A 20,659-nucleotide genomic window follows, 5' to 3' on the forward strand; every position below is an offset into this window, starting at 1 on the left:
CCCTGCGTGCGGACCGCCCGCCGGCTCAGCGCTCCGCCCGGTCGAGTTCCTCGTCGAGGGCGAGGGCCGCGCCGATCAGGGCGAGGTGGGTGAACGCCTGGGGGAAGTTGCCGAGTTGTTCGCCGGTGCGGCCGATCTCCTCGGCGAAGAGGCCGACATGGTTGGCGTACGTCAGATGTCGAGCTGGAGCTGGTCGGCGGCGCCGTTGCCGACACGGACGGGGGCGGAGCCGCGGTGGCCCTCCAGGTGGTCGAGGGTCTCCTCGGCGAGGTGGGGGTCGCCGTCGACGCGGTACATGATCTGGAGAGGCTCGCCGGTGGCCGTGCGGCCCGATCTCAGGCGCTCACCGAGCCAGCGGCGGAAGGCGTGCGCCGCCTCGGTGAAACCCAGGGCCATCAGTGCCTGCATCGAAAGGGAGGCGTCGCGCACCCAGGTGTAGCGGTAGTCCCAGTTGCGTGCGCCGCCGAGCTGTTCGGGCAGGCCCGTGGTCGCGGCGGCGACGGGGGCGCCCGTGGGGGCGTAGGTGAGGAGTTTGAGGGTGATCGCGGACCGGTTGACCATCGCCTGCCAGCGGCCCCGGTAGGTACTGCGGCGGAGCCAGCGGTGCCAGAAGGCGCGCGCCGCGTGGAACTCCGTCTCCAGGGCCTCGGGCGTCGGCGGAGCGGGCGGCTCGGCCCCGGTCGCGCACACGGTCAGGATCAGGGCCGCACGCTCGCCGTGTGCCAGCTCGACGACGGATCGGGCGTCCGTGCCGTCCCGCTCCAGGGTGAGCGGTCCCGCGCTCTGGAGGTACGCGTCGGTGCCCGGACCGGAGAAGTGCGCGCGGTCCGGGCGCAGGTCGAGGCGGTGGTCCGCGCGGCCGTAGTCGAAGCGGGGGCGGCACTCCAGCGTGAAGCGGACCCGGCCGCGGGTCACCCGCAGGACCCGGATCAGCCGGTGCCGGTCCGTGGCGGTCTCCGGACGGTCCACCGGCATGAAGTCGACGACCTCGCCGACCCCGTCGGGGGTGAGGAAGCGGGTGACGAGGACGGCGGTGTCGGCCAGGTACAGCTGGCGGGTGGTGACGTCCTCGCCCTCGACGGTGACGGCGAAGTGACCGCCCCGCTCGTGGTCCAGCAGCGCGGCGAAGAGGCTGGGCGAGTCGAAGCGCGGGGCGCAGAACCAGTCGATGACACCGTCGGAGGAGACCAGGGCCGCCGTCTGGAGGTCTCCGACCAGCCCGTGGTCGGCGATGGGGGGATAGCGCCGCATGGCCCCGACACTCCTGCCGGGCCGCCGCCGTCGCCACAGGGGTTGCGCCGTCCGCGTGATCGAGGATCCGGCCCGTGATCCGGTGAAGGTTGAACCATCGGCGGGACCGCTGTCCGGCGGCGCTCTGAGAGCCGTGGGAATCCCGGTGCCCGGCCCGCTGTTGTCGCGCACACCAGCCCTGGCAGGACTTTCAAGGAGGCCGAGCGTGTACGGCGACCCAGCAACGATCCGCAAGATCCTCACCGAGAGCGGCGACACCTGGGCGATCGTGGGCCTGTCGTCGAACCAGCGGCGCGCCGCCTACGGCGTCGCGGACGTGCTGCAGCGGTACGGCAAGCGCATCGTGCCCGTGCACCCCAAGGCGGAGACGGTCCACGGCGAGCGGGGCTACCCCTCGCTGGAGGCGATCCCCTTCGACGTCGACGTCGTGGACGTGTTCGTCAACAGCGACCTCGCCGGTGCCGTCGCCGACGAGGCCGTCGCGAGGGGCGCCAAGGCCGTCTGGTACCAGCTCGGAGTGATCGACGAGGCCGCATACGAGCGCACCCGGGCCGCCGGTCTGGAGATGGTCATGGACCGCTGCCCGGCCATCGAGATCCCCCGGCTCGGCTGACCGGCCGCACAGGAACGTCGCCTGGCCTCGCGCCATGGAGGAGCACTGCGGTACCGCCGAGGCCCGAGGACCACAACGTCAGGAAGTCGGTGCGCTTCGGCGCGTCCTCGAAGTCCCGGAACGCGAACCACAGGGACAACCACGTCAGGACGATGGGCAGGAAGACCGCCACGTCCCGGAGCGTGGACACGCATGCGCTCGACCGACGACCAGTGCTCGACGGTGGTGCCCCGGGTGGCGGTAAGGACCCGGTCGCCCTCCCGTCGGCGCACCTTGCAGGCGCCGGTGTCACCGTCGCGCAGCCGGCAGCGGAAGGGGCAGAGGGTGCACTGAAGGCCACCGTCGACGGGACGGTAGAAGTCGGCCGGTACCCAAGCGACCACCCCGTCCAAGCCATCACCCCGCTCGCGAGCACCGCACGGTCACCCGGATTTCCACGGTACTCGGTTCCCGGGTGCGACAGGGCGCGGACATAATGCTCGGATGACTTCCCCCACCCCCCACTCCAACTCCGGCGCCGCGCAGCGCAGTCCGGTCGTCGTCATCGGCGCCGGGCCCGCGGGGCTCACCATCGGGAACATTCTGCGGGCCGCCTCCGTCGACTGCGTGGTCCTGGAGACCGAGACCCGTGAGTTCGTCGAACAGCGGCCCCGGGCCGGGGTTCTGGAGGAGTGGGCGGTACGCGGTCTCGAGCAGCGGGGCCTCGCGGTGAGCCTGCTGGAGCGTGCGCAGCGCCACGCCGAGTGCGAGTTCCGGTTCGGCGGGGAGCGGTACCGGTTCGAGTACGCCGAGCTGACGGGCCATCACCACTGGATCTATCCGCAGCAGTTGCTGGTGACCGACCTGGTGCGCGAGTACGCCGACGTGCGCGGCGGCGACATACGGTTCGGTGTGCGGGACGTGGAGCTGCACGGCCTGGACACGGACCGCCCGTCGGTGTCGTACACGGACCCGGAGTCGGGCGAACGCGTGCTGATCCACTGCGACTTCGTCGCGGGCTGCGACGGCGCACGCGGTGCGACCCGCGCCGTACTGACACCGGACCGCGCGCACATCTCCCGCTACGACTACGGCATCGGCTGGCTGGCGCTGCTCGCCGAGGCCCCGCCGTCCAATGACTGCGTGGTGTTCGGCATGCACCCGAACGGCTTCGCCGGCCACATGGCCCGCAGCCCCGAGGTGACCCGCTACTACCTGGAGTGCCCGCCGGGCGACGACCCGGAGAACTGGTCGCACGACCGCGTCTGGTCGGAGCTGCGGGAGCGCCTGGGGGCGGCGGGCGCACCGCCCCTCACGGAGGGCCGGCTGATCGAGAAGCGCGTCCTCGACATGCACAGCTATGTCGTCGAGCCGATGGTCTTCGGCCGTCTCTTCCTCGCCGGCGACGCCGCCCATCTCACGGCGCCCATCGCGGCGAAGGGCATGAACCTCGCCCTGCACGACGCGTTCCTGCTCGGCGACGCGCTGATCGCACAGCTCGGCAAGGGTGACGGCACGGGTCTGTCCGGCTACTCGGCCGCGTGTCTGGGCCGGGTCTGGGACTACCAGGAGTTCTCCCAGTGGCTCTCCGACATCTACCACGGCACCTCCTCCGGCGACCCCTACCGCGCGGGCACCACCCTGGCCCGCCTGCGCCGCCTCTTCGGCTCGCCGTCCGCGGCGTCGGCCTTCGCGGAGCAGTACCTGGGCAAGGGCTCCGGGTACTGAGCCCTCTCAGTCGTGAACCGGCCGGTCGTCGAGCCGGTGGTCCGCCACGCTCAGCGCCTCGTCCACCAGCCGTCGCAGATGCCCGTCCCGCAGTGAGTAGATCACCCGTCGTCCTTCCTTCCGTGTGGTCACCAGCCCCGCCAGCCGCAATCGGGCCAGGTGCTGGCTGACCGCGGGACGCGCCGCTCCGCAGGCCTCCGTGAGGGTCGTGACGTCGGCCTCTCCGGTCGTCAGGGCGTGCAGCAGGGTGAGGCGGGTGCGGTCGCCGAGGAGGGCGAGGAGTTCGGCGGCGAGGGCGAACTGTTCGTCGCCGGGGGTACGTGGGTGCGCATGATGCGCAGGTGATAGGTGCATGCGTGCGCTCATACGCACATAATGACGTCGTGGGCTTCCTGCGTCCACTTCGCGCACCGGAAGGGCAACGACGTGAGCGACCGACACCACCACGACCATCACCGGCATGCGGGGCTGCGCCACCGTCTCACCCATCTCTTCACTCCCCACTCCCACGAGACCGCCGACAAGCTGGACTCCGCCCTGGAGTCCTCGGCGCGCGGGATGCGCGCCCTGTGGGTCTCGCTCGCGGTGCTCGGCGTGACGGCGGCGGCCCAGGCGGTCGTGGTGGTGATGTCCGGGTCGGTCGCGCTGCTCGGGGACACCGTTCACAACACCGCGGACGCGCTGACCGCCGTGCCGCTGGGGATCGCGTTCGTACTCGGCCGACGTGCGGCGACGCGGCGTTTCACCTACGGGTACGGGCGGGCGGAGGATCTCGCGGGCATCGCGATCGTGCTGACGATCGCCGCGTCGGCGGCGTTCGCCGGGTGGACGGCGATCGAGCGGCTCCTCGACCCGCGTCCCGTCCAGCATGTCCCGGCGGTCGCCGTCGCCGCGCTCGTCGGTTTCGCGGGCAACGAGTGGGTGGCGCGGTACCGGATCCGGGTCGGCCGGGACATCGGTTCGGCCGCGCTGGTCGCGGACGGACTGCACGCCCGTACGGACGGATTCACGTCACTGGCCGTGCTGCTGGGGGCGGGCGGCTCGGCCCTGGGCTGGCAACTCGCCGACCCTGTCGTGGGGTTGGCGATCACCGCCGCCATCGCTCTCGTGCTGCGGGACGCGGCGCGCGAGGTGTTCCGGCGGGTGATGGACGCCGTCGACCCGGCGCTCGTCGACCGGGCCGAGCACGCCCTGCGGAAGGTCGAAGGCGTGCGCGAGGTCGGTGAGCTGCGGCTGCGCTGGATCGGGCACCGGCTGCGCGCCGAGGTCGCGGTGGTCGTCGACGGCGATATGACGGTTCGTCAGTCCCACGCGGTGGCCGTCGCGGCCGAGCACGCCCTGCTGCATGCCGTCCCCCGGCTCACGGCTGCCCTGGTGCACGCCGACCCCGCACCCCTGCCGGGCGAGGACGATCCGCATCACATCCTCGCCCATCACACCGCGGCCTGAGCTCAAGGGCTCAGGCGATCCCGAGCCCCTCCAGCACCACCGCACCCGGCAGCTCCGCGAACGCCTTCCCCGGCACCAGCAGCTTGCCGCGCCGCCGTCCGCTGCCCACCAGGACGTAGGGCAGGTCGACGACGGCCGAGTCCACCAGCACGGGCCAGTCGGCGGGGAGTCCCACCGGGGTGATACCGCCGTACTCCATGCCGCTCTCCCCCGTCGCCGTGTCCATCGAGGCGAACGAGGCCTTGCGGGCGCCGAGTTGGCGCCGCACCACGCCGTTGACGTCGACGCGGGTGGTGGACAGGACGACACACGCGGCCAGTTGGGACTCTCCGCCGCGCTTGCCCGCGACGACGACGCAGTTCGCGGACTGTTCGAGCAGCTCCTGCCCGTAGTGCTGCACGAAGACGGCCGTGTCGGCCCACTGCGGGTCGGTCTCGACGTAGACGATCTGCCCGGCGGGGACGCTGCCGCTCCAGCGGCGTACGGCGTCCGCGACGGGGGCGGTCAGTTCGTCGAGGCAGTCAGGAGCGGGCCGGGCGTTGTCGAAGTGTCCGATGGGTGCGTCCATGGCCGCACGCTAACAGCCGTTCAGGGCGCGGCCGGCACCGAGATGGCCAGCAGCAGTTCCATCGGGACGTCACCCTGATTGCCATAGGTGTGCGAGGCGTTGGCCTCGAAGGTGACGCTGGAGCCGGCCGGGACGCGGTACTCGACGCCGTCGACGGTGAGGGTCAGTTCGCCGCCCGTGACATGCACGATCTCGACCGTGCCGACCGGGTGCGGGTCGGAGGAGCTGCTCTCACCCGGCATCAGCTTCCACCCCCACATCTCCAGTGGGCCTGGGGCCTCCGTGCCCGCGAGGAGCTTGCTGTAGCTGCCCGCGTCCGTGTGCCACAGACGGACGACCTGCTCGGGCGGGACGATACGCACCTTCGGGCCCTGCTCGTAGTCGAGCAGGGTGGTGACGCTGACGCCGAGGGCGTCGCCGATCTTCACGACCGTGCCGATGCTCGGATTGGTCCGGGCCTGTTCGATCTGGATGAGCATGCCGCGACTGACTCCGGCGCGTGCGGCGAGCGCGTCCAGGGTGAAGCCGCGTTCGGTCCGCCAGCGCTTGACATTGCGCGCCAGGGACTGGGTCAGCAGATCGAGGTCCGACACATCACGTCCAATATTCTGTATGACACGGTGCACCTGATTGAACTACGGTGAGATGCACCCGATTGTTCACCGAACTGTACTGCGAGGCACCCCGTGACAGCATTCTTCGCCCTGGCCACCAGTCTCCTGTGGGGGCTGGTCGACTTCGGCGGCGGACTGCTGACCCGGCGCACCCCCGCGCTCACGGTGGTGGTCGTCTCGCAGGCGATCGCCACGGTCGTGCTCGGTGTGATCGTGGTCGCCACCGGCGGCTGGAGCGAGGCCGGGCCGCGGCTGTGGTTCGCGGTCGCCGCCGGACTCATCGGCCCCGTCGCCCTGATCTGCTTCTACAAGGCGCTCGCCCTGGGCCCGATGGGCGTGGTCTCCCCGCTCGGCACCCTCGGCGTGGCCGTCCCGGTCGGCGTGGGCCTCTTCCTCGGTGAGCGCCCCGGTCTGGTGCAGTTCGCGGGGATCGGGGTCGCCGTCCTCGGTGTCGTCCTCGCGGGCGGCCCGCAGCTGCGGGGCGCCCCCGTCCAGCGGCAGACCCTCCTCCTCACCCTGGTCGCGGCGTTCGGGTTCGGCACGGTGTTCGCGCTGATCGCGGAGGCGTCCACCACGGTCACCGGCCTGTTCCTCGCACTCTTCGTGCAGCGCGTGGTGAACGTCGCCGTGGGCGGCGCCGCCCTGTACGTCTCGGTCCGCAAGGGAGTCCCCGCGCTCCCGGCGGGCGGCTTCCCCTGGGCCTCGCTCCCGGCGCTGGCGTTCGTCGGCCTCGCGGACGTCGCGGCGAACGGCACCTACGCGATCGCCGCCCGGCTGGGCCCGGTCACCGTGGCGGCGGTGCTCGCCTCGCTCTACCCCGTGGTGACCGCCCTCGCCGCCCGCGGCTTCCTCAGCGAACGGCTGCGGGCGGTCCAGGCGGCCGGTGCCGGCCTGGCCCTGGTGGGCACACTGCTGCTGGCGACCGGCTGAGCCGCCCCCGGATCAGTCCAGCTCGGCGAGTTTCGCCGCCGTCTCCTCGTCCAGCCCGGCCAGCGCGTTGAGCTGCTCCGGCGTGACCCCCTCGGGTATCGGCCTGGGCGCCGGGGTCCGCAGCGGCGGCTGCCAGCCGGCCTCGGGAGTCCATCGCCGTACGATCCTGGCGGGCGCCCCCGCCACCACGGCGTGGTCGGGCACCACACCGCGCACCACCGCCCCGGCCGCCACGACCACGTTCCGCCCGATCCGCGCCCCCGGCAGGATCACGGCACCGGTGCCGATCCAGCAGCCCGGGCCGATCTCCACCGGCTCCATCCGCGGCCACTGCTTGCCGATGGGCTCGTGGGGATCGTCGTAGGAGTGGTTCGTGGACGTGACGTACACATAGGGCCCGAAGTAGCAGTCGCTGCCGATGGTGACCGTCGTGTCGGCGATGACATGGCTGCCACGGCCGAGGACGACACCGTCCCCGATCCGCAGGATCGGCTCCGGACCGAGGTCCAGGTCGGGCATCAGACCGGCGGTCAGCGTGACCTGCTCACCGACGATGCAGTGCGAGCCCAGCTGGATCCACGGCTCCCCGAAGACCGTGCCGAGCGGAAACGCGAGCCGCGAGTGCTCGCCCAGCGCGCCGAAGCGGAACCGTCCCGGGTGTTCGGCGGTCACGGAACCCGTGCGCTGCACCCAGGCCCAGCCCGCGTGGACGGCACGCTGCGTGAGGCCGCGGCACCAGGATGAGAACGTGTTCTTCTTCGGCACGAGGTCACCGTACTCAGGGTGAGGAGGGGCGATGAGCGACCGGGCCTGTGATCTTTGCCCCACGCGCGTGGCGTACGGTGCCGGTGTCAGCGACGACGAGGAGAAGGCGATGACGCACAAGGCGTTGATCACGGGCATCGGCGGCCGGGAACCGAAGATCGACGGCGCGGCCTTCGTGGCCCCCACCGCCTCGGTGATCGGCGACGTGACGCTGGAGGCGGGGGCGAGCCTCTGGTACGGGGCCGTGGTCCGCGGCGACGTCGAGCGGATCTCCGTCGGCGCGCAGAGCAACATCCAGGACAACTGCACCCTGCACGCCGACCCGGGATACCCCGTGACGATCGGCGAGCGGGTGTCGGTGGGGCACAACGCGGTGGTGCACGGGGCGACGGTCGAGGACGACTGCCTGATCGGAATGGGCGCGACCGTGCTGAACGGCGCGGTGATCGGCGCGGGGTCGCTGGTGGCGGCACAGGCACTGGTCCCACAGGGGATGCAGGTGCCGCCGGGTTCACTGGTGGCGGGCGTACCGGCGAAGGTGAGGCGTGAGCTGACGGAGGAAGAGCGTCAGGGCGTCACGCTGAACGGCACCATGTACGCGGATCTGGCGAAGGCGCACGACGAAATCCACAGCTAGGCAAACCCACCCAGGGGCGCGGGGAACTGCGCGACCAGCCACGACAACCCCGCGCCCGAGGTCACTCAGAAGCCCCTACGGTCTCGGCCTCACGCACCGCACTCTGAGCCTTCGCGGCCTTGCGCTTGAGCACCAGCATCGACGTGAGCCCGATCAGCACGGCGAGCACCAGCCCCAGCCACGAGAACCGCTTCAGCCACGACTCCGCGACGATCCCCACGTAGTAGATGACGGCCGTCGTACCGCCCGCCCAGATGATCCCCCCGAGGACGTTGGCGATCAGGAACTTCCAGTACGGCATCCGCAGCACACCCGCCAGCGGCCCCGCGAAGATCCGCAGCAGGGCGACGAAGCGGCCGAAGAAGACGGCCCACATGCCCCACTTCTCGAAGGACCGCTCCGCCGTGGCGATGTGCCCCTCGCTGAAGTGCCGGGGGAATTTCCTGCCCAGCCAGGCCAGCAGCGGCCGACCACCCTTGCGGCCGATCGCATAGCCGATCGAGTCGCCGATGATCGCTCCCGCGCTGGCGCAGGCACCGAGGATGAACGGGTCGATCTCACCGTGCTGGGAGGCGAGCAGCGCGGACGAGACGAGGATGATCTCGCCCGGCAGCGGAATGCCCAGGCTCTCCAGGCCGATGACCAGGCCCACCAGCAGATAGATGCTGACCGCGGGTACGGTCTCGAGCCACTCCTGGACGTGCACCGCCGGTTCCTCCCGTTGTCCTGTGTTTGCGACGCACTCTCCACGTGAGCGTGCGTCGGGGCAGCCTACCCGTTGAGTGTGACGGTGGCGGGGTCCCAGAGGTTGCACCGGTGCTCACGGTGCGCGGTCGCACTCAAGGCGTTACCACCGGCGGACGCCGTCCGCAGCGAGAGCACCGTCCCCGTACCGCCGGGCATCGAGGGCTGTCCGTCCGCCCGCGGCACTCCACCGCGGATGAACGATCCCCAGTACTGGACCATCTGCCGCGCCAGCACCTGCTGCTCGCGGTTCAGCGGGGACTGGAGGCCGAAGTGCTTGAAGAGGTACTGCAACTCGTTCACATGGGTCGCCCCGAAGTCGAAGTCGGTCCCCAGATCGCGCAGTGAGGCGAACGGCGGGGAGGTGCGGTCGGCGAACTCGTACCCGTAGACCGGTCCGCGGCCGGCGAGCACGCCGTCGAGCCGTAGCGCGCTGCACGCGAAGAGCTGGTCGCCGAGGGCCGTGGCATAGCCGATCGTGGGCGTCGGGTACGCCGAGACCGGGTAGCGCCGCAGCGCCTGCTCGCCGAATTCCTCCCGCATGACCGTCGGATACTGCTCCGCCGTGAGGGGGTTCCCGCCGAGGTCGAAGCGGGCGAAGGCGAAGAGCCGGCCCTCGTCCTGGTTCGCCCCGTTCATCACCGGCACCCCGGCGGCGGCACCCTGGGCGAAGGCGTCCGAGGGCTGGGTGGGCAGGAAGCGTCCGCCGGCCACCGGAGCCCAGTCGAACTCCCCTTGTGCGGCGAGGACTTCGGCGGCCGGCTTGCCGCGCAGACAGGCGACCGTCTCGCACCCGAGCTGCCGCGCGAACGCGGCCCCCTGACTCACTGCCGTCTCCCGCGTCCGGGCGGCGCAGTCGTCGTACGCCCCGCTCTCGATGATGCCCGCCCGGAACAGTCCCTTCGCCGTGGGTGAGGCGAGCTGGGTGCAGACCGAGCGGCCGCCCGCGGACTCACCGGCGATGGTGACACGGCCCGGGTCGCCGCCGAAGCGGCCGATGTTGGCCCGCACCCAGCGCAGCGCCGTCTGCTGGTCGAGCATGCCGAAGTTGCCGGAGACCCCGTCGCGCGCCTCGTCGTCGAGACCAGTGGTGGCGAGAAAACCCATCGCACCCAGGCGGTAGTTGACGGTGACCACGACCGTGCCGGTCTGCCGGGCGAAGGTGTCGGGGACGATGTCCTGTCCGGCCCCGGCGGTGAGCCCGCCGCCGTGGAACCAGACCATGACCGCGCGGTGTCCGGCGCGTTCGGGGACGTACACATTGAGGTCGAGGCAGTCCTCGGTGTGTGAGGGCTGCTCGTACCCCGGGTCCCAACTCGACGTCTGGACGCACTTGTTGCCGAAGTCCTGTGCTGTACGCACCCCGTGCCACGGCCTGACCGCTCTCGGTTCCTTCCAGCGGAGCGCGCCGACGGGCGGCTCGGCGTACGGGATGCCGAGGAACTGCCGCCCCTCGGTGGTGACTTCACCTCGTACCAGACCCGCTTCCGTACGGACGACGGGATCGGGCGAGCCGACCGCCTGAGCGGGTGCGGGCGTCACGAGCGCGGCCGCGAGGGCCGTCAGGGCGACGGCGATCGCCCCGCGCAGCGGACGCAGGGCGGGTCGCCGGGAGACGGTGTCGGTCATGAGCCGTCACTCCTTCGGTGTGCGGGCACGACTTTGTGAACACATCCGGTGGGAAACGCCATGGGCGCGGCGGGAAAACTATGACCCTTAGTGACTCGTGTCAATGAGGTGAACGAGAAGCGGCCGGATGCCAACAACAACCGAAGAGGGGCCGCCTCGACGAGGCGGCCCCCGGGTCAGTGAAGGAGGGATCCGACTGCGGTGACGACGGTTCCCGCGACCGGCACGTCCTGGAGGACGGCCGGGTCCTCGGGTTCGGCCCGATGGTCGACCTGGGCCGCGCGCGGCTCGTACTCCTCCGCCTCGCCCGGAGCGTGCCCGTCGGGCTCCTCGGGGCGCACGGGCTCAGCCGTGGGTGACTTCGAGGCGGTGTCCGGGAGTTGGAGATCCCCACCCTCCCCCTTCTCCCCCTTCTCCTTCGTCCCGCCCTTCCCCGTCTTCTCTGTCCTGTGTTCCTTCTCTTCCTTCCCTTCCGTCTCGCCCTTCTCCCGCGTCTCAGCGGTGGGCGGATCCGCTGTCTCGAACAGCCACCCCTGATCCGCGGAGCCGTCGCGCTCGACCACTACGACGTCGAGGTCCTTGTCGGGTGCGACGACCAGCCCCTTGCCCCAGCGGAGCAGGAGTTCACCGCGGACGGTGAGGTCGTACTGGACCTCACCGGCGTGCACCAGGCATCCGGCGAGGACGACCGAACCCTCGTCGGTGTCGGCGCCGAGGCAGAGGGTGGGATCGGCGAGGCTGCGCAAGAGGCCGTCGTCCTGGTACGACCACTGCTGGGACAGCACCGACGAGCAGGCCGCGAGCACCGTCGCGGATCCGGCCTCGACCTTGTTCCCCCGGATGTCGAGGCAGAGATCGGCGGTGCGGCTGCGGAGTCTGCCCTGGCCGATCTCCACGGGGTCGCTCGCGGAGGCGGCCGACGGGGAACCGTCGGAGGGCACCGAGTCGGGGCTGGGCACGATGTCGTTGCCGCTGGGCGCGCCCCAGGTGACACCGGGGTCGGGGACACCGTTGTCATCGGACCAGCCCTTGGTGACGAGGACGGTCGCGAGCAGGGCCAAGGAGGTCAGGCCCACGATCATCGCCGCCTTGGTGTGCCGTCTCGGTGCGGCGACACGTGCGGGCCGGTGACGGCCGCCGCGCGGACGGGCCGTCGGCGACTGGCTCGAACCGCCGCGGCCGGGCCGGGAGTCGAGATAGCGCCGGGCACCCCAGCCGAGCACGGTCTCGGCGAGCAGCGCCTCGAGGCCGCCCTCGAAATGGCTGAGCTGTTCGGCGGCGTGCCGGCAGTGGCGGCACTCCATCAGATGGTGCTGCACATCGGGGAGCAGGGCGCCGCCACGGCGAATCGGGACGTCGAGGAGACGGTTGTAGAAGCGGCAGTCCTTGGAGGGAGCGAGTTCCCGGTGGGCTCGTACACAGCCCTCCCGGAATTGGTCGCGCGCCCGTTCCAACCCGTCCGCCGCCTGGGGGATGTCGACCCCCAGCAGACCGGCCGGTACGGATATGTGCTCGGCCTCGACCTCGACATGCCACAACAGGCATTGCGAGGCACCCGGAAGGGCCTGGAATGCGCGCTCGGCGAGCTTCCGCCTTTCGGGGGTGACACCCCGCGCGGCACGCAGTCCGCGGCCGCCGGTCGTTTTGCCCAACTCCGGCAGCGCCGCGGAAATGCGGTCCTGTGCGGCCCACTCCTTCACCGTGTCCCGTACGGCGACCAGGAGTTGGGGCCGCACCGCGCCCCCGCCCGCCCGTCCGAGCACCCGGTGGAACGCCGCGGCGGCCACGAGTTCCGCCGAACCGGACGAGGAGGCCAGGCAGATGACCGCGTAGTCATGGGTCGCCCGCCAGTGCCGGGCCATCAGCAGTGCGACAGCGCGGTCACCGCCCTCGGCACCGCCCAATTGGGCGACGAGATTTCGGTCGGTCTCCCCCGGGGTCGCTCCGGGGCGCGGCGGATAGGGGGGCCTTGGGGGGGTAGGGGATTGCACTGAACCAATTCCTTCCAAGCCGCAGGACGGCATGGCTATTGCGCGTCCGCCGGAAAGCAGGTGCGTGATTGGTGCATACCTATGCCGCGTCAGGTACGGTGCGGTCATTCGGGGCGGTCACTTTCGCACACGTGAATCACAGGAAACAAGAAGTTCGAGTGACCAAAGTTCAAAACGCAGTGAATTCAGATAAGTTACCGGCGGTATCCGCACCCGCATTCGAAATCCCGGACCGGCCGACCCCAAGTTGTGTGCAGCCAAAGACAGTTGGCACACGAAATCTCCAACTTTCGCGACCCCGGGGCCGACACATAGCGCGCCCCCATGTTTCTCCCCGGAAGCTCTCATTCCCGTGGGCCGGCATGGGCCGCATGATCGTCTCCCGACCTCCCACCGACCTCGCGACCAAGACACGGTCCGCCTTGGCGTCGTGCGCGACCCCGGCCCGCCTCGCCGACTTCCACCACATCCGGCAGCGCGAACCCCTCGGCCACGCGGTGCTGTGCGCCCGTCGCCACCTCGGCGCCGAGCCGTTCGCCGTCCTGTTCGGCGACGACCTCATTGACCCGCGCGCGACACTGCTCATCCGGATGCCCGACCGACGCCCTCCAGGCACTCGCCAGGGGCGGCACGGTGCACGGGGTCGGCTTCGAGGGACTGCGCTACGACACCGGCGACAAGGCGGACTGGCTGCGCACGGTGGTCCGGCCGGCCTGTTGCCGGCCCGACCCGGGGCTCGAATTCCTCGCCTGGCTCAGGGAGTTCGTCACGGCGGCCGAGAACGGCGGAGCCGAAGGCCGGCGGCTCGGGGCCTGATCACACACCATGGCCCCGACCGACGGCCGGGGCCATGTCAGGACGGGTGGCTCAGCCGTTGGGACGCAGGGTCCAGACCACGGTCATCTCACCGGTCACCGCCCCGTCGGCACGGCGGATCTCGATCGCCACCGGGAACTCCGGGCGCTCCCCCGCGTCCAGCTCGGCGACCACGTCGGCGACAGGGCGGCCCAGGGTCGCGGTGGCGGTGACGGCTCCCATCGCGAGCTTCTTGTACGCGATCTCGGCCTTGACGGCGAGCGGCACGGCTCGCGAGAGCTGGTCCCCGAACGCGGCGAGGACGATGCTGCCGCTGGCGGTCTCACCGAGCGTGAACATCGCGCCGGCGTGCGGGCCGCCGACGTGGTTGTGGTATTCGCCCTGGTCCGGCAGGGACACCACGGCCTTCTCCGGTGTGGTCTCCAGGAACTCGAGGTGCAGGGTCCGGGCCATGGGGACGGTGGCGGACAGCATCTCGCCGATCGACATCTGGTCTGCGCTCATGATGGGCATGTTACCCACGAGTAGCCTCGCATGACCAGGCAGGTGTGATGATCGTCGTATCCTTACCGCCCATGTGGCCAGGAGAGCGACCGCCGGGGGGCGGAACGAATCCGCAGCAGGACGCGAACCCCTATCAGCAGCCGGGATATCAGCAGCCCAACCCGTACACCGCGCCACCGCCGCCACCGCCGCCCGCGCCGGACAGCGGGAACCGGCGTACGAGAACCGTCGCCCTCGCCGCGACCGCGGCCGTCGTGGTCGCCGCCCTGGTGACCGGCGCCGTGTTCCTCGGGGGTGGCGGCGACGACGAGGCGGCACCGGACCCGACGCGTTCCTCGGCATCGCCGTCCGCCTCCGGCAACCCGCGCACGGCCGACGGCCAGAAGCCGACCGTGGACGGCTGGAAGGTCGTGGTCAACACGGACCTCGGCGTCGCCTTCGACGTTCCGGCGGACTGGGCGCTGGAGTCGAGGGACTGGGTGTCCTACGTCGCGGAGGACGACGATCCCGACGAGACACCGCTGGTCGCCATGAAGGGACCCGCAGTCCTCAAGGCGCAGTGGTGCACCTCGGACGACGACAAGGACGGCAGGACCGACGACACCCCGTTGGCGAGCGCCGGATCACGGGGCAACAAGGGCGCGCGGAGCACCGAGGAGATCGCCCGCGCCGACTCCGCGGCCTGGGTCTACGGCATGTACACCCAGCCGGACAAGGAGAAGGTGACCACCGCGACCGCCACTTCGTTCACCACCGCGTCGGGTCTGACCGGCAGCGTCGCCACGTCGGAGTCCTCCGGGGTCGAGCGGCAGGACAAGTGCGACACGGACGGCAAGGCGACGACCTTCGCCTTCAAGAACGCCGAGGGTGACTTCGCGTCGTGGTCGTTCTTCGGCGCCGCGGGCGTCGACGAGGAGGTTCCGCAGACCACGGTCGAGGAGATCCTGAGCACGGTACGCGTGTTCACGCCCGGGGAGTCCTGACTTGCTACGTCCCTGACAAGGGGCGGTGACCGAATCGATGCACCGACGCCACTAAGGTGACTGCCCATGTGGCCAGGACAGCAGCCGCCCGGGGGCGAGCAGAACCCGCAGGACCAGAACAACCCGTACCAGCAGCCGGGGTACCAGCAACCCAATCCGTACCAACAGCCCGGCTATCAGCAGGCCAACTCCTACGGGCAGCAGCCCCAGTGGGACACGCCCCAGCCGCCGCAGCCCGGAGTTCCCGGAGGCGGCGGCGGTGGCAGCCGTACGAAGATCACGGCGATCGTGGCCGCCCTGGCCGTCGTCGTGGCCGCCGGTGTGACCGGCTTCCTCGTCCTCGGCGGTGACAAGGACGACGAGTCGGACGGCGGCTCGGACAAGCAGACCGGCCAGAGCGCGCCTCCGTCGAAGTCCGTCTCGACCGATCCGTCCGCGTCGGCCTCCGGCTCGGACGACAACCCGCGGGGCGGTGAGGAGGAGAAGGCGACGATCGACGGCTGGAAGGTCGTCATCAACCCCAAGTGGGGCACCGCCTTCGATGTCCCGGCGGACTGGCAGGTCGAGTCGCCGGGCATGATCATCGGCTTCGAGGAGGACGACGCCAAGGCCGGTGACAAGCCCATCATCACCATGTCGGCGCCGGCGTACCTCAAGGAACAGTGGTGCACCTCCGACGACGACAAGAACGGTGACAAGGAGGAGACCGCCCTCGCCACCGCGGGCACCAAGGGCGCGAACGGCGCCAAGGACACCGACGAGGTCGCCCTCAACCAGGTCGCGTGGTGGGTGTACGGCGGCTACACGCAGCCGGACAAGAAGAGCATCACCCTCGACGAGAAGGCCAAGGCGTTCACGACGACGTCCGGCGTCAAGGGCAGCATCGCCTGGGCCCGTTCGAAGAACACGCCCCAGAAGGGCAAGTGCGCGAGCGACGGCAAGGCGGTCACGTTCGGGTTCAAGAACTCCGCCGGTGACTTCGTGGCGTTCAGCCTGTACGGGGCCACGGGCGTCGACGAGGAGCTTCCGGACGCCACGATCACGAAGATCCTGAGCACGGTCCGGCTGCACGGCGAGCCGACGGGCTGAGCCGTGGGGAGGCCGTCCGCTAGCCGGATGTGCGGGGCACCGGCCTCCCCGCCCCCCTAGGGTTGTCGGCCATGTGGCCAGAACAGCAGCCGCCCGGGGGCGAGCAGAACCCGCACAACCCGTACCAGCAGCCCGGGTACCAGCAACCCAATCCGTACCAACAGCCCGGCTATCAGCAACCCACTCCTTACGGGCACCAGCCCCAGTGGGACATACCCCAGCCACCGCAGCCCGGGGGCGGCGGTGGCAACCGTACGAAGATCACGGCGATCGTGGCCGCCCTGGCCGTCGTCGTCGCCGCCGGTGTGACCGGCTTTCTCGTCCTCGGCGGTGACAAGGACGACAAGGCGGACGGCGGCGACCCGACCCCGACCGCCACCACCCCGGCGCCCACCTCGGCGAGCCCGAGCGCCGACGACGATCCGCGTGGCGGTGACGGGGCGAAGCCGACCATCGACGGCTGGAAGGTCGTGGTCAACCCGAAGTGGGGCACCGCCTTCGATGTCCCGGCGGACTGGCAGGTCGAGTCGCCCGGCGTGTTCATCGGCTACGAGGACGAGAAGAAGGGCGACGGCTCGGCCCTCATCGGCATGTCCGCACCGGCCTACGTCCAGGAGAAGTGGTGCACCTCCGACTCCGACAAGGACGGCACCACCAGCGACAAAGCGCTCGGCACGGCCGGCACCAAGGGCCAGAACGGCGCCAAGAACACCGCCGACGTCGCCCGCAACGACTCGGCCTGGTGGGTGTTCGGCGGATACACCGACCAGAAGGACGCCTCCAAGAAGCTGCTCACCATCGGCAAGGCGAAGGCGTACACCACGGCCTCGGGCATCGAGGGCAGCGTCGCCACGACCTACTCGACGGGCGTGCCGAAGACGGACAAGTGCGACACGAACGGCAAGGCGACGACGTTCGCGTTCAAGAACTCCACGGGTGACTTCGTCTCCTGGACTTTCCACGGGGTCAAGGGCACCGGTGACGAGGTGCCGGACGCGACGGTCCAGAAGATCCTCAGCACGGTCCGGCTGTACGGCGAACCCACGGGCTGACCAGCGTGTCATCGGCCGGGAACGGGTTCGGCAAGCCCGGGGACGAACCGGGGACAGCCGGCCGGTGACCTCCGCCGATGCGGCCCTACGACTGGTTCGGCTCCGTCGCCATGGTGCCGCCGGCGACCGCGGCGGTGCTGTGCGTATCGGACGTGCGGAGCCTGAGGCGGGGGAGCAAGCCGGTGGCACAGTCCGCCGCAGGCGGCTCAGCCGATGCCGAACGCCCCGTCGGGGGGCTCGGGTGACGGCACGGCGTCCTCGTCCCGCACGGGCCGCGCACCGCCGGTGAAGTCCCGTAGGGCGGCCCCGTGCTCGACGCGGGCGGGGAAGGCGTCGGAGGCGGTGAGCCGGGCGAGTGCGGCCGTGTCGATGGGCTTCCGGGCGGCGACCACCACGGCGTTCCCGAACCGCCGGCCCCGCAGCACCCCCGGCTCGGCGATCAGCGCGAGCTCCGGGAACACCGTGCCCAGGGTGGCCAGTTGGGACCGCAGAAAGGCGAAGGGCGCCGCGTCGGCGAGGTTGGCCAGATAGACACCCCCGTCGCGCAGCACCCGGTCGGCCTCCCGGACGTACTCCAGGGACGTGAGGTGCGCGGGCACCCGCGAGCCTCCGAAGACATCGGCGACCAGCACGTCCGCGGAGTCGGCCGGGGCCGCCTCCAGCCACGCCCGCGCATCGGCACCGTGCAGGGTGATCGAGGCCCCCTCGGGCAGCGGCAGATGCTCCGCGACCATCCGCAACAGCTCCTGATCGGCCTCCACGACATCCTGCCGGGACCCGGGCCGGGTGGCGGCGAGGTAGCGCGGCAGCGTCAGCGCCCCGCCTCCGAGGTGCAGCACGTCCAGGGGCTGTCCCGCGTCCGCGACGGTGTCCAGCACATGCCCGAGCCGACGGGCGTACTCGAACTCGAGATGCGTCGGCTCGTCCAGATCGACGTACGACTGAGGCGCCCCGTCGACGGTGAGCAGCCAGGCCCGCGCACGGTCGACGTCGGGCATGAGCTTGGCGAACCCGTGATCGACGGCACGGGCGACGGGGAGGGACTCGGTCACCTGGTCATTGTGCCTGTGACGCATGCCGCCACGGGGCGTGGGGGACTGCGCGACCAGCCACAACGGCCCCGCAGTCACCCACGCACACCAGCCACCCTCACACGACGGCTGTCACGGTCCCCGCACCCACGGTCCGACCACCCTCACGGATGGCGAATCCGAGCCCCGGCTCCAGAGGCACCTCCCGCCCCAGCTCCACGGTCATCGTGACCGTCTCACCAGGCCGCGCGACAGCCACCTCACCCAGGTCGACATCACCCACCACATCCGCCGTGCGGATGTAGAACTGCGGCCGATACCCCGTCGCCACCGGCGTCGTCCGACCGCCCTCGCGGGAGGACAGCACATACACCTGCGCCGAGAACCGCCGTCGCGGCTCCACGCTGCCCGGCGCGGCCACCACATGCCCACGCCGTACGGCGTCCCGGGGAACGCCCCGCAGCAGCAGCGCCACGTTGTCCCCGGCCTGCGCCTCGTCCATGGGCTTGCCGAAGGTCTCGAGCCCGGTGACGACGGTCTCGACCTCCGCCCCGAGCACTTCGACCCGGTCGCCCACCCGGACCGTGCCCCGCTCCACGGCACCGGTGACGACCGTCCCGCGGCCGGTGATGGTGAGCACGTTCTCCACCGGCAACAGGAACGGCGCGTCCAAGTACCGCTCCGGCATGGGCACATATGTGTCCACCGCGTCGAGCAGCGCGTCGATGGACGCCGTCCACCGCGGGTCGCCCTCGAGCGCCTTGAGCCCGGAGACCCGTACGACAGGCACCGCGTCGCCGCCGTACCCGTGCGTGGTGAGCAGGTCACGGACCTCCAGCTCGACGAGTTCCACGAGCTCGTCGTCCGCCGCGTCCGCCTTGTTCAGCGCGACGACCACGTGGTCCACGCCCACCTGCCGGGCGAGCAGCACGTGTTCGGCGGTCTGCGGCATGATCCCGTCGAGCGCGGAGACGACGAGGATCGCCCCGTCGAGCTGCGCGGCGCCGGTGACCATGTTCTTGACGTAGTCGGCGTGGCCCGGCATGTCCACGTGCGCGTAGTGCCGGGTGTCGGTCTCGTACTCGACGTGCGCGATGTTGATGGTGATGCCGCGCGCGGCCTCCTCCGGGGCCCGGTCGATGCGGTCGAACGGGACGTATCGGGTGCTGCCGCCGGTGCCGCGGTCGGCGAGGACCTTGGTGATGGCGGCGGTCAGGGTGGTCTTGCCGTGGTCGACGTGGCCCATGGTGCCGATGTTCAGATGCGGTTTGGTGCGCACGTATGCCGTCTTGGGCATGGCGATTCCTCGAAGCCTCTTCGTTGGTGATGGGGACCCCGGGGAACTGGCCGACCCTCCCCCTGCGGGGTCCGCCGGACAATCCGGAGAGGGTCAGCTTCGGGCGCCGTCGACAGCGGCCAGGAAGATTTCAACGGCAGCCTTCGGTGCATCCGCGACTGCGGATGCTGCGAAGAGGAAGGCGTGCCGGAACATGAGGCCGATCATTGCCGACCCCCCGCCCGGCGTCGAATGGTTTTTCGAGCTACGGGGCGTCAGGCACCGATGTTCTTGAGTGCTTCCCGCACCGACAGCGGCGCGAAGCGGCCCTTCTCCCGGGCGAGGAAGGACCGTACGGCCGCCGGGTCGGTCTTGGCGTACTCGCGCAGCGCCCAGCCGATCGCCTTGCGGATGAAGAAGTCGGGGTGTCCGGACTGGCGCAGGCAGTAGGCGAAGAGGCGGTCGGCGTCGGTGTGTTCCTTGTGACGCAGCTGGTGGAGCAGGGCGGTGCGGGCGATCCACAGGTCGTCGTCCACGATCCAGGCGTCCATGTCGGCCTTGAGCTTCGGGTCGGCGGTCACCATCGCGCCGACGACGTGTGCGGCGAGCAGGTCGACGGTGTCCCACCAGGGGACCGTGGAGACGAGGTGCCGGGCCACCGGCAGGAAGCCGGACGGGAGCACGCGCGCGTGGCGGCGCAGATAGTCGACGGCGAAGTACTGGTACTCGCGCTCGGGCAGCTCCCAGCAGCGCAGGGCGATCGCGGTGCAGTCGGCCTCGTCGGGGCGGGGCGTGCCCTCCAGGACGGTGCGGGACAGGCAGCGGCGTACGGGCGTGGTGAGGCCGAGGAAGGGGGCGACGTCCTTCATGTACGCGCGCATGGGCTCGGCCCGCCCGCGGTCGGCCGCTGCGCCGTAGACGGCGGTGAGCCGCTCCAGGACGGTGTCCGCGAGAGTGCTGTGCGGCAGTGAGGGAGATCCCACACCTGTGACGCTCATGAGACGAACCAT

At 70.8% G+C, this 20,659-nt stretch carries 20 protein-coding genes and 3 pseudogenes; 10 read left to right on the plus strand and 13 right to left on the minus strand.

The genetic code is table 11. The features are described from left to right. Positions 1-25: 25 nt before the first annotated feature. Positions 26-175, minus strand: coding sequence for a glycoside hydrolase family 15 protein (locus tag TN53_RS49295; RefSeq protein ID WP_324609613.1), 150 nt, complete (start codon positions 173-175; stop codon positions 26-28). Next, positions 175-1,251 (minus strand): annotated as a pseudogene (locus tag TN53_RS13125) (glycoside hydrolase family 15 protein); the annotation flags it as partial. The pseudogene TN53_RS13125 and the gene TN53_RS49295, both read right to left, overlap by 1 nt. A gap of 205 nt (positions 1,252-1,456) precedes the next feature. Here TN53_RS13125 and TN53_RS13130 point away from each other — a divergent pair. Together TN53_RS13130 and TN53_RS13135 are read left to right on the plus strand one after the other, a co-directional pair. Then, positions 1,457-1,864: a CoA-binding protein gene (locus tag TN53_RS13130; protein WP_046258614.1), complete on the plus strand. Its 408-nt coding sequence runs from the start codon at positions 1,457-1,459 to the stop codon at positions 1,862-1,864. A 483-nt stretch (positions 1,865-2,347) separates the two neighbouring features. Next, a complete protein-coding gene (locus TN53_RS13135; protein ID WP_046258615.1) occupies positions 2,348-3,571 on the plus strand; it encodes a 4-hydroxybenzoate 3-monooxygenase in 1,224 nt (407 codons plus the stop codon). A gap of 6 nt (positions 3,572-3,577) precedes the next feature. On the opposite strand, the gene TN53_RS13140 is transcribed toward TN53_RS13135, so the two are convergent. Next, a complete protein-coding gene (locus tag TN53_RS13140; protein WP_046258616.1) occupies positions 3,578-3,937 on the minus strand; it encodes an ArsR/SmtB family transcription factor in 360 nt (119 codons plus the stop codon). 60 nt (positions 3,938-3,997) lie between these two features. Between TN53_RS13140 and TN53_RS13145 the strand changes: the two genes are divergently transcribed. Next, the gene (locus TN53_RS13145; RefSeq protein WP_046258703.1) at positions 3,998-5,020 is read left to right on the plus strand and encodes a cation diffusion facilitator family transporter; all 1,023 of its coding nucleotides are present in this window, start codon (positions 3,998-4,000) and stop codon (positions 5,018-5,020) included. A gap of 10 nt (positions 5,021-5,030) precedes the next feature. On the opposite strand, the gene TN53_RS13150 is transcribed toward TN53_RS13145, so the two are convergent. Both TN53_RS13150 and TN53_RS13155 read right to left on the minus strand, forming a co-directional pair. After that, complete coding sequence (locus TN53_RS13150; RefSeq protein ID WP_046258617.1) at positions 5,031-5,588, minus strand: YbaK/EbsC family protein; 558 nt, start codon at positions 5,586-5,588, stop codon at positions 5,031-5,033. Between the two features lie 20 nt (positions 5,589-5,608). Further along, a complete protein-coding gene (locus TN53_RS13155; protein WP_046258618.1) occupies positions 5,609-6,181 on the minus strand; it encodes a helix-turn-helix domain-containing protein in 573 nt (190 codons plus the stop codon). Positions 6,182-6,274: 93 nt separating this feature from the next. Here TN53_RS13155 and TN53_RS13160 point away from each other — a divergent pair, with 93 nt between their 5' ends. Beyond that, positions 6,275-7,132: a DMT family transporter gene (locus TN53_RS13160; protein ID WP_046258619.1), complete on the plus strand. Its 858-nt coding sequence runs from the start codon at positions 6,275-6,277 to the stop codon at positions 7,130-7,132. 12 nt (positions 7,133-7,144) lie between these two features. On the opposite strand, the gene TN53_RS13165 is transcribed toward TN53_RS13160, so the two are convergent. Beyond that, positions 7,145-7,897 (minus strand): acyltransferase, encoded by a 753-nt coding sequence (locus TN53_RS13165; RefSeq protein ID WP_046258620.1) that lies wholly within the window; start codon positions 7,895-7,897, stop codon positions 7,145-7,147. 109 nt (positions 7,898-8,006) lie between these two features. On the opposite strand from TN53_RS13165, the gene TN53_RS13170 reads away from it, so the two are divergent. Continuing rightward, complete coding sequence (locus tag TN53_RS13170) at positions 8,007-8,534, plus strand: gamma carbonic anhydrase family protein (RefSeq protein WP_046258704.1); 528 nt, start codon at positions 8,007-8,009, stop codon at positions 8,532-8,534. A gap of 61 nt (positions 8,535-8,595) precedes the next feature. On the opposite strand, the gene TN53_RS13175 is transcribed toward TN53_RS13170, so the two are convergent. The 3 genes from TN53_RS13175 to TN53_RS13185 form a co-directional block, all read right to left on the minus strand. Then, on the minus strand, positions 8,596-9,240 hold the full coding sequence (locus tag TN53_RS13175) for a DedA family protein (protein ID WP_046258621.1): 645 nt from the start codon (positions 9,238-9,240) through the stop codon (positions 8,596-8,598). A gap of 65 nt (positions 9,241-9,305) precedes the next feature. Continuing rightward, a complete protein-coding gene (locus TN53_RS13180; protein WP_046258622.1) occupies positions 9,306-10,907 on the minus strand; it encodes a carboxylesterase/lipase family protein in 1,602 nt (533 codons plus the stop codon). A gap of 176 nt (positions 10,908-11,083) precedes the next feature. Beyond that, complete coding sequence (locus TN53_RS13185) at positions 11,084-12,931, minus strand: RICIN domain-containing protein (protein ID WP_095046462.1); 1,848 nt, start codon at positions 12,929-12,931, stop codon at positions 11,084-11,086. Between the two features lie 376 nt (positions 12,932-13,307). Here TN53_RS13185 and TN53_RS49300 point away from each other — a divergent pair. Next, positions 13,308-13,714, plus strand: a pseudogene (locus TN53_RS49300) (UTP--glucose-1-phosphate uridylyltransferase); the annotation flags it as partial. Positions 13,715-13,765: 51 nt separating this feature from the next. Here TN53_RS49300 and TN53_RS13195 read toward each other — a convergent pair. Next, positions 13,766-14,203, minus strand: a complete 438-nt coding sequence (locus tag TN53_RS13195; RefSeq protein WP_046258623.1) for a DUF4442 domain-containing protein — start codon at positions 14,201-14,203, stop codon at positions 13,766-13,768. Positions 14,204-14,289: 86 nt separating this feature from the next. On the opposite strand from TN53_RS13195, the gene TN53_RS13200 reads away from it, so the two are divergent. The 4 genes and pseudogenes from TN53_RS13200 to TN53_RS49535 all read left to right on the plus strand — a co-directional run. After that, entirely contained in the window at positions 14,290-15,201 is a 912-nt protein-coding gene (locus TN53_RS13200) for a hypothetical protein (RefSeq protein WP_046258624.1), read from the plus strand. 66 nt (positions 15,202-15,267) lie between these two features. Next, entirely contained in the window at positions 15,268-16,290 is a 1,023-nt protein-coding gene (locus TN53_RS13205) for a membrane protein (RefSeq protein WP_046258625.1), read from the plus strand. 71 nt (positions 16,291-16,361) lie between these two features. Beyond that, complete coding sequence (locus TN53_RS13210) at positions 16,362-17,342, plus strand: membrane protein (protein ID WP_046258626.1); 981 nt, start codon at positions 16,362-16,364, stop codon at positions 17,340-17,342. Positions 17,343-17,428: 86 nt separating this feature from the next. Beyond that, positions 17,429-17,587, plus strand: a pseudogene (locus tag TN53_RS49535) (MFS transporter); the annotation flags it as partial. Here the strand turns inward: TN53_RS49535 and TN53_RS13215 are convergent. The 3 genes from TN53_RS13215 to TN53_RS13225 all read right to left on the minus strand — a co-directional run bounded on the left by TN53_RS13215 (position 17,549) and on the right by TN53_RS13225 (position 20,647). After that, the gene (locus tag TN53_RS13215; RefSeq protein ID WP_046258627.1) at positions 17,549-18,394 is read right to left on the minus strand and encodes a spermidine synthase; all 846 of its coding nucleotides are present in this window, start codon (positions 18,392-18,394) and stop codon (positions 17,549-17,551) included. The pseudogene TN53_RS49535 and the gene TN53_RS13215 overlap by 39 nt on opposite strands. 97 nt (positions 18,395-18,491) lie before the next feature. Continuing rightward, positions 18,492-19,670, minus strand: coding sequence for an elongation factor Tu (gene tuf / locus TN53_RS13220; protein WP_046258628.1), 1,179 nt, complete (start codon positions 19,668-19,670; stop codon positions 18,492-18,494). 254 nt (positions 19,671-19,924) lie between these two features. Next, entirely contained in the window at positions 19,925-20,647 is a 723-nt protein-coding gene (locus TN53_RS13225; RefSeq protein ID WP_046258629.1) for a DNA alkylation repair protein, read from the minus strand. Positions 20,648-20,659: the final 12 nt, after the last annotated feature.

The sequence above is a fragment of the Streptomyces sp. WM6386 genome, from assembly GCF_000972385.1.
Taxonomy (GTDB): domain Bacteria; phylum Actinomycetota; class Actinomycetes; order Streptomycetales; family Streptomycetaceae; genus Streptomyces.

Coding starts and splice junctions, on each gene's coding strand:
- TN53_RS13135 (WP_046258615.1), top strand. CDS start 2,348: ATGACTTCCCCCACCCCCCACTCCAACTCCGGCGCCGCGCAGCGCAGT.
- TN53_RS13140 (WP_046258616.1), bottom strand. CDS start 3,937: ATGAGCGCACGCATGCACCTATCACCTGCGCATCATGCGCACCCACGT.
- TN53_RS13150 (WP_046258617.1), bottom strand. CDS start 5,588: ATGGACGCACCCATCGGACACTTCGACAACGCCCGGCCCGCTCCTGAC.
- TN53_RS13170 (WP_046258704.1), top strand. CDS start 8,007: ATGACGCACAAGGCGTTGATCACGGGCATCGGCGGCCGGGAACCGAAG.
- TN53_RS13180 (WP_046258622.1), bottom strand. CDS start 10,907: ATGACCGACACCGTCTCCCGGCGACCCGCCCTGCGTCCGCTGCGCGGG.
- TN53_RS13185 (WP_095046462.1), bottom strand. CDS start 12,931: ATGCCGTCCTGCGGCTTGGAAGGAATTGGTTCAGTGCAATCCCCTACC.
- TN53_RS13195 (WP_046258623.1), bottom strand. CDS start 14,203: ATGTCGATCGGCGAGATGCTGTCCGCCACCGTCCCCATGGCCCGGACC.
- TN53_RS13200 (WP_046258624.1), top strand. CDS start 14,290: ATGTGGCCAGGAGAGCGACCGCCGGGGGGCGGAACGAATCCGCAGCAG.
- TN53_RS13205 (WP_046258625.1), top strand. CDS start 15,268: ATGTGGCCAGGACAGCAGCCGCCCGGGGGCGAGCAGAACCCGCAGGAC.
- TN53_RS13210 (WP_046258626.1), top strand. CDS start 16,362: ATGTGGCCAGAACAGCAGCCGCCCGGGGGCGAGCAGAACCCGCACAAC.
- tuf (WP_046258628.1), bottom strand. CDS start 19,670: ATGCCCAAGACGGCATACGTGCGCACCAAACCGCATCTGAACATCGGC.
- TN53_RS13225 (WP_046258629.1), bottom strand. CDS start 20,647: ATGAGCGTCACAGGTGTGGGATCTCCCTCACTGCCGCACAGCACTCTC.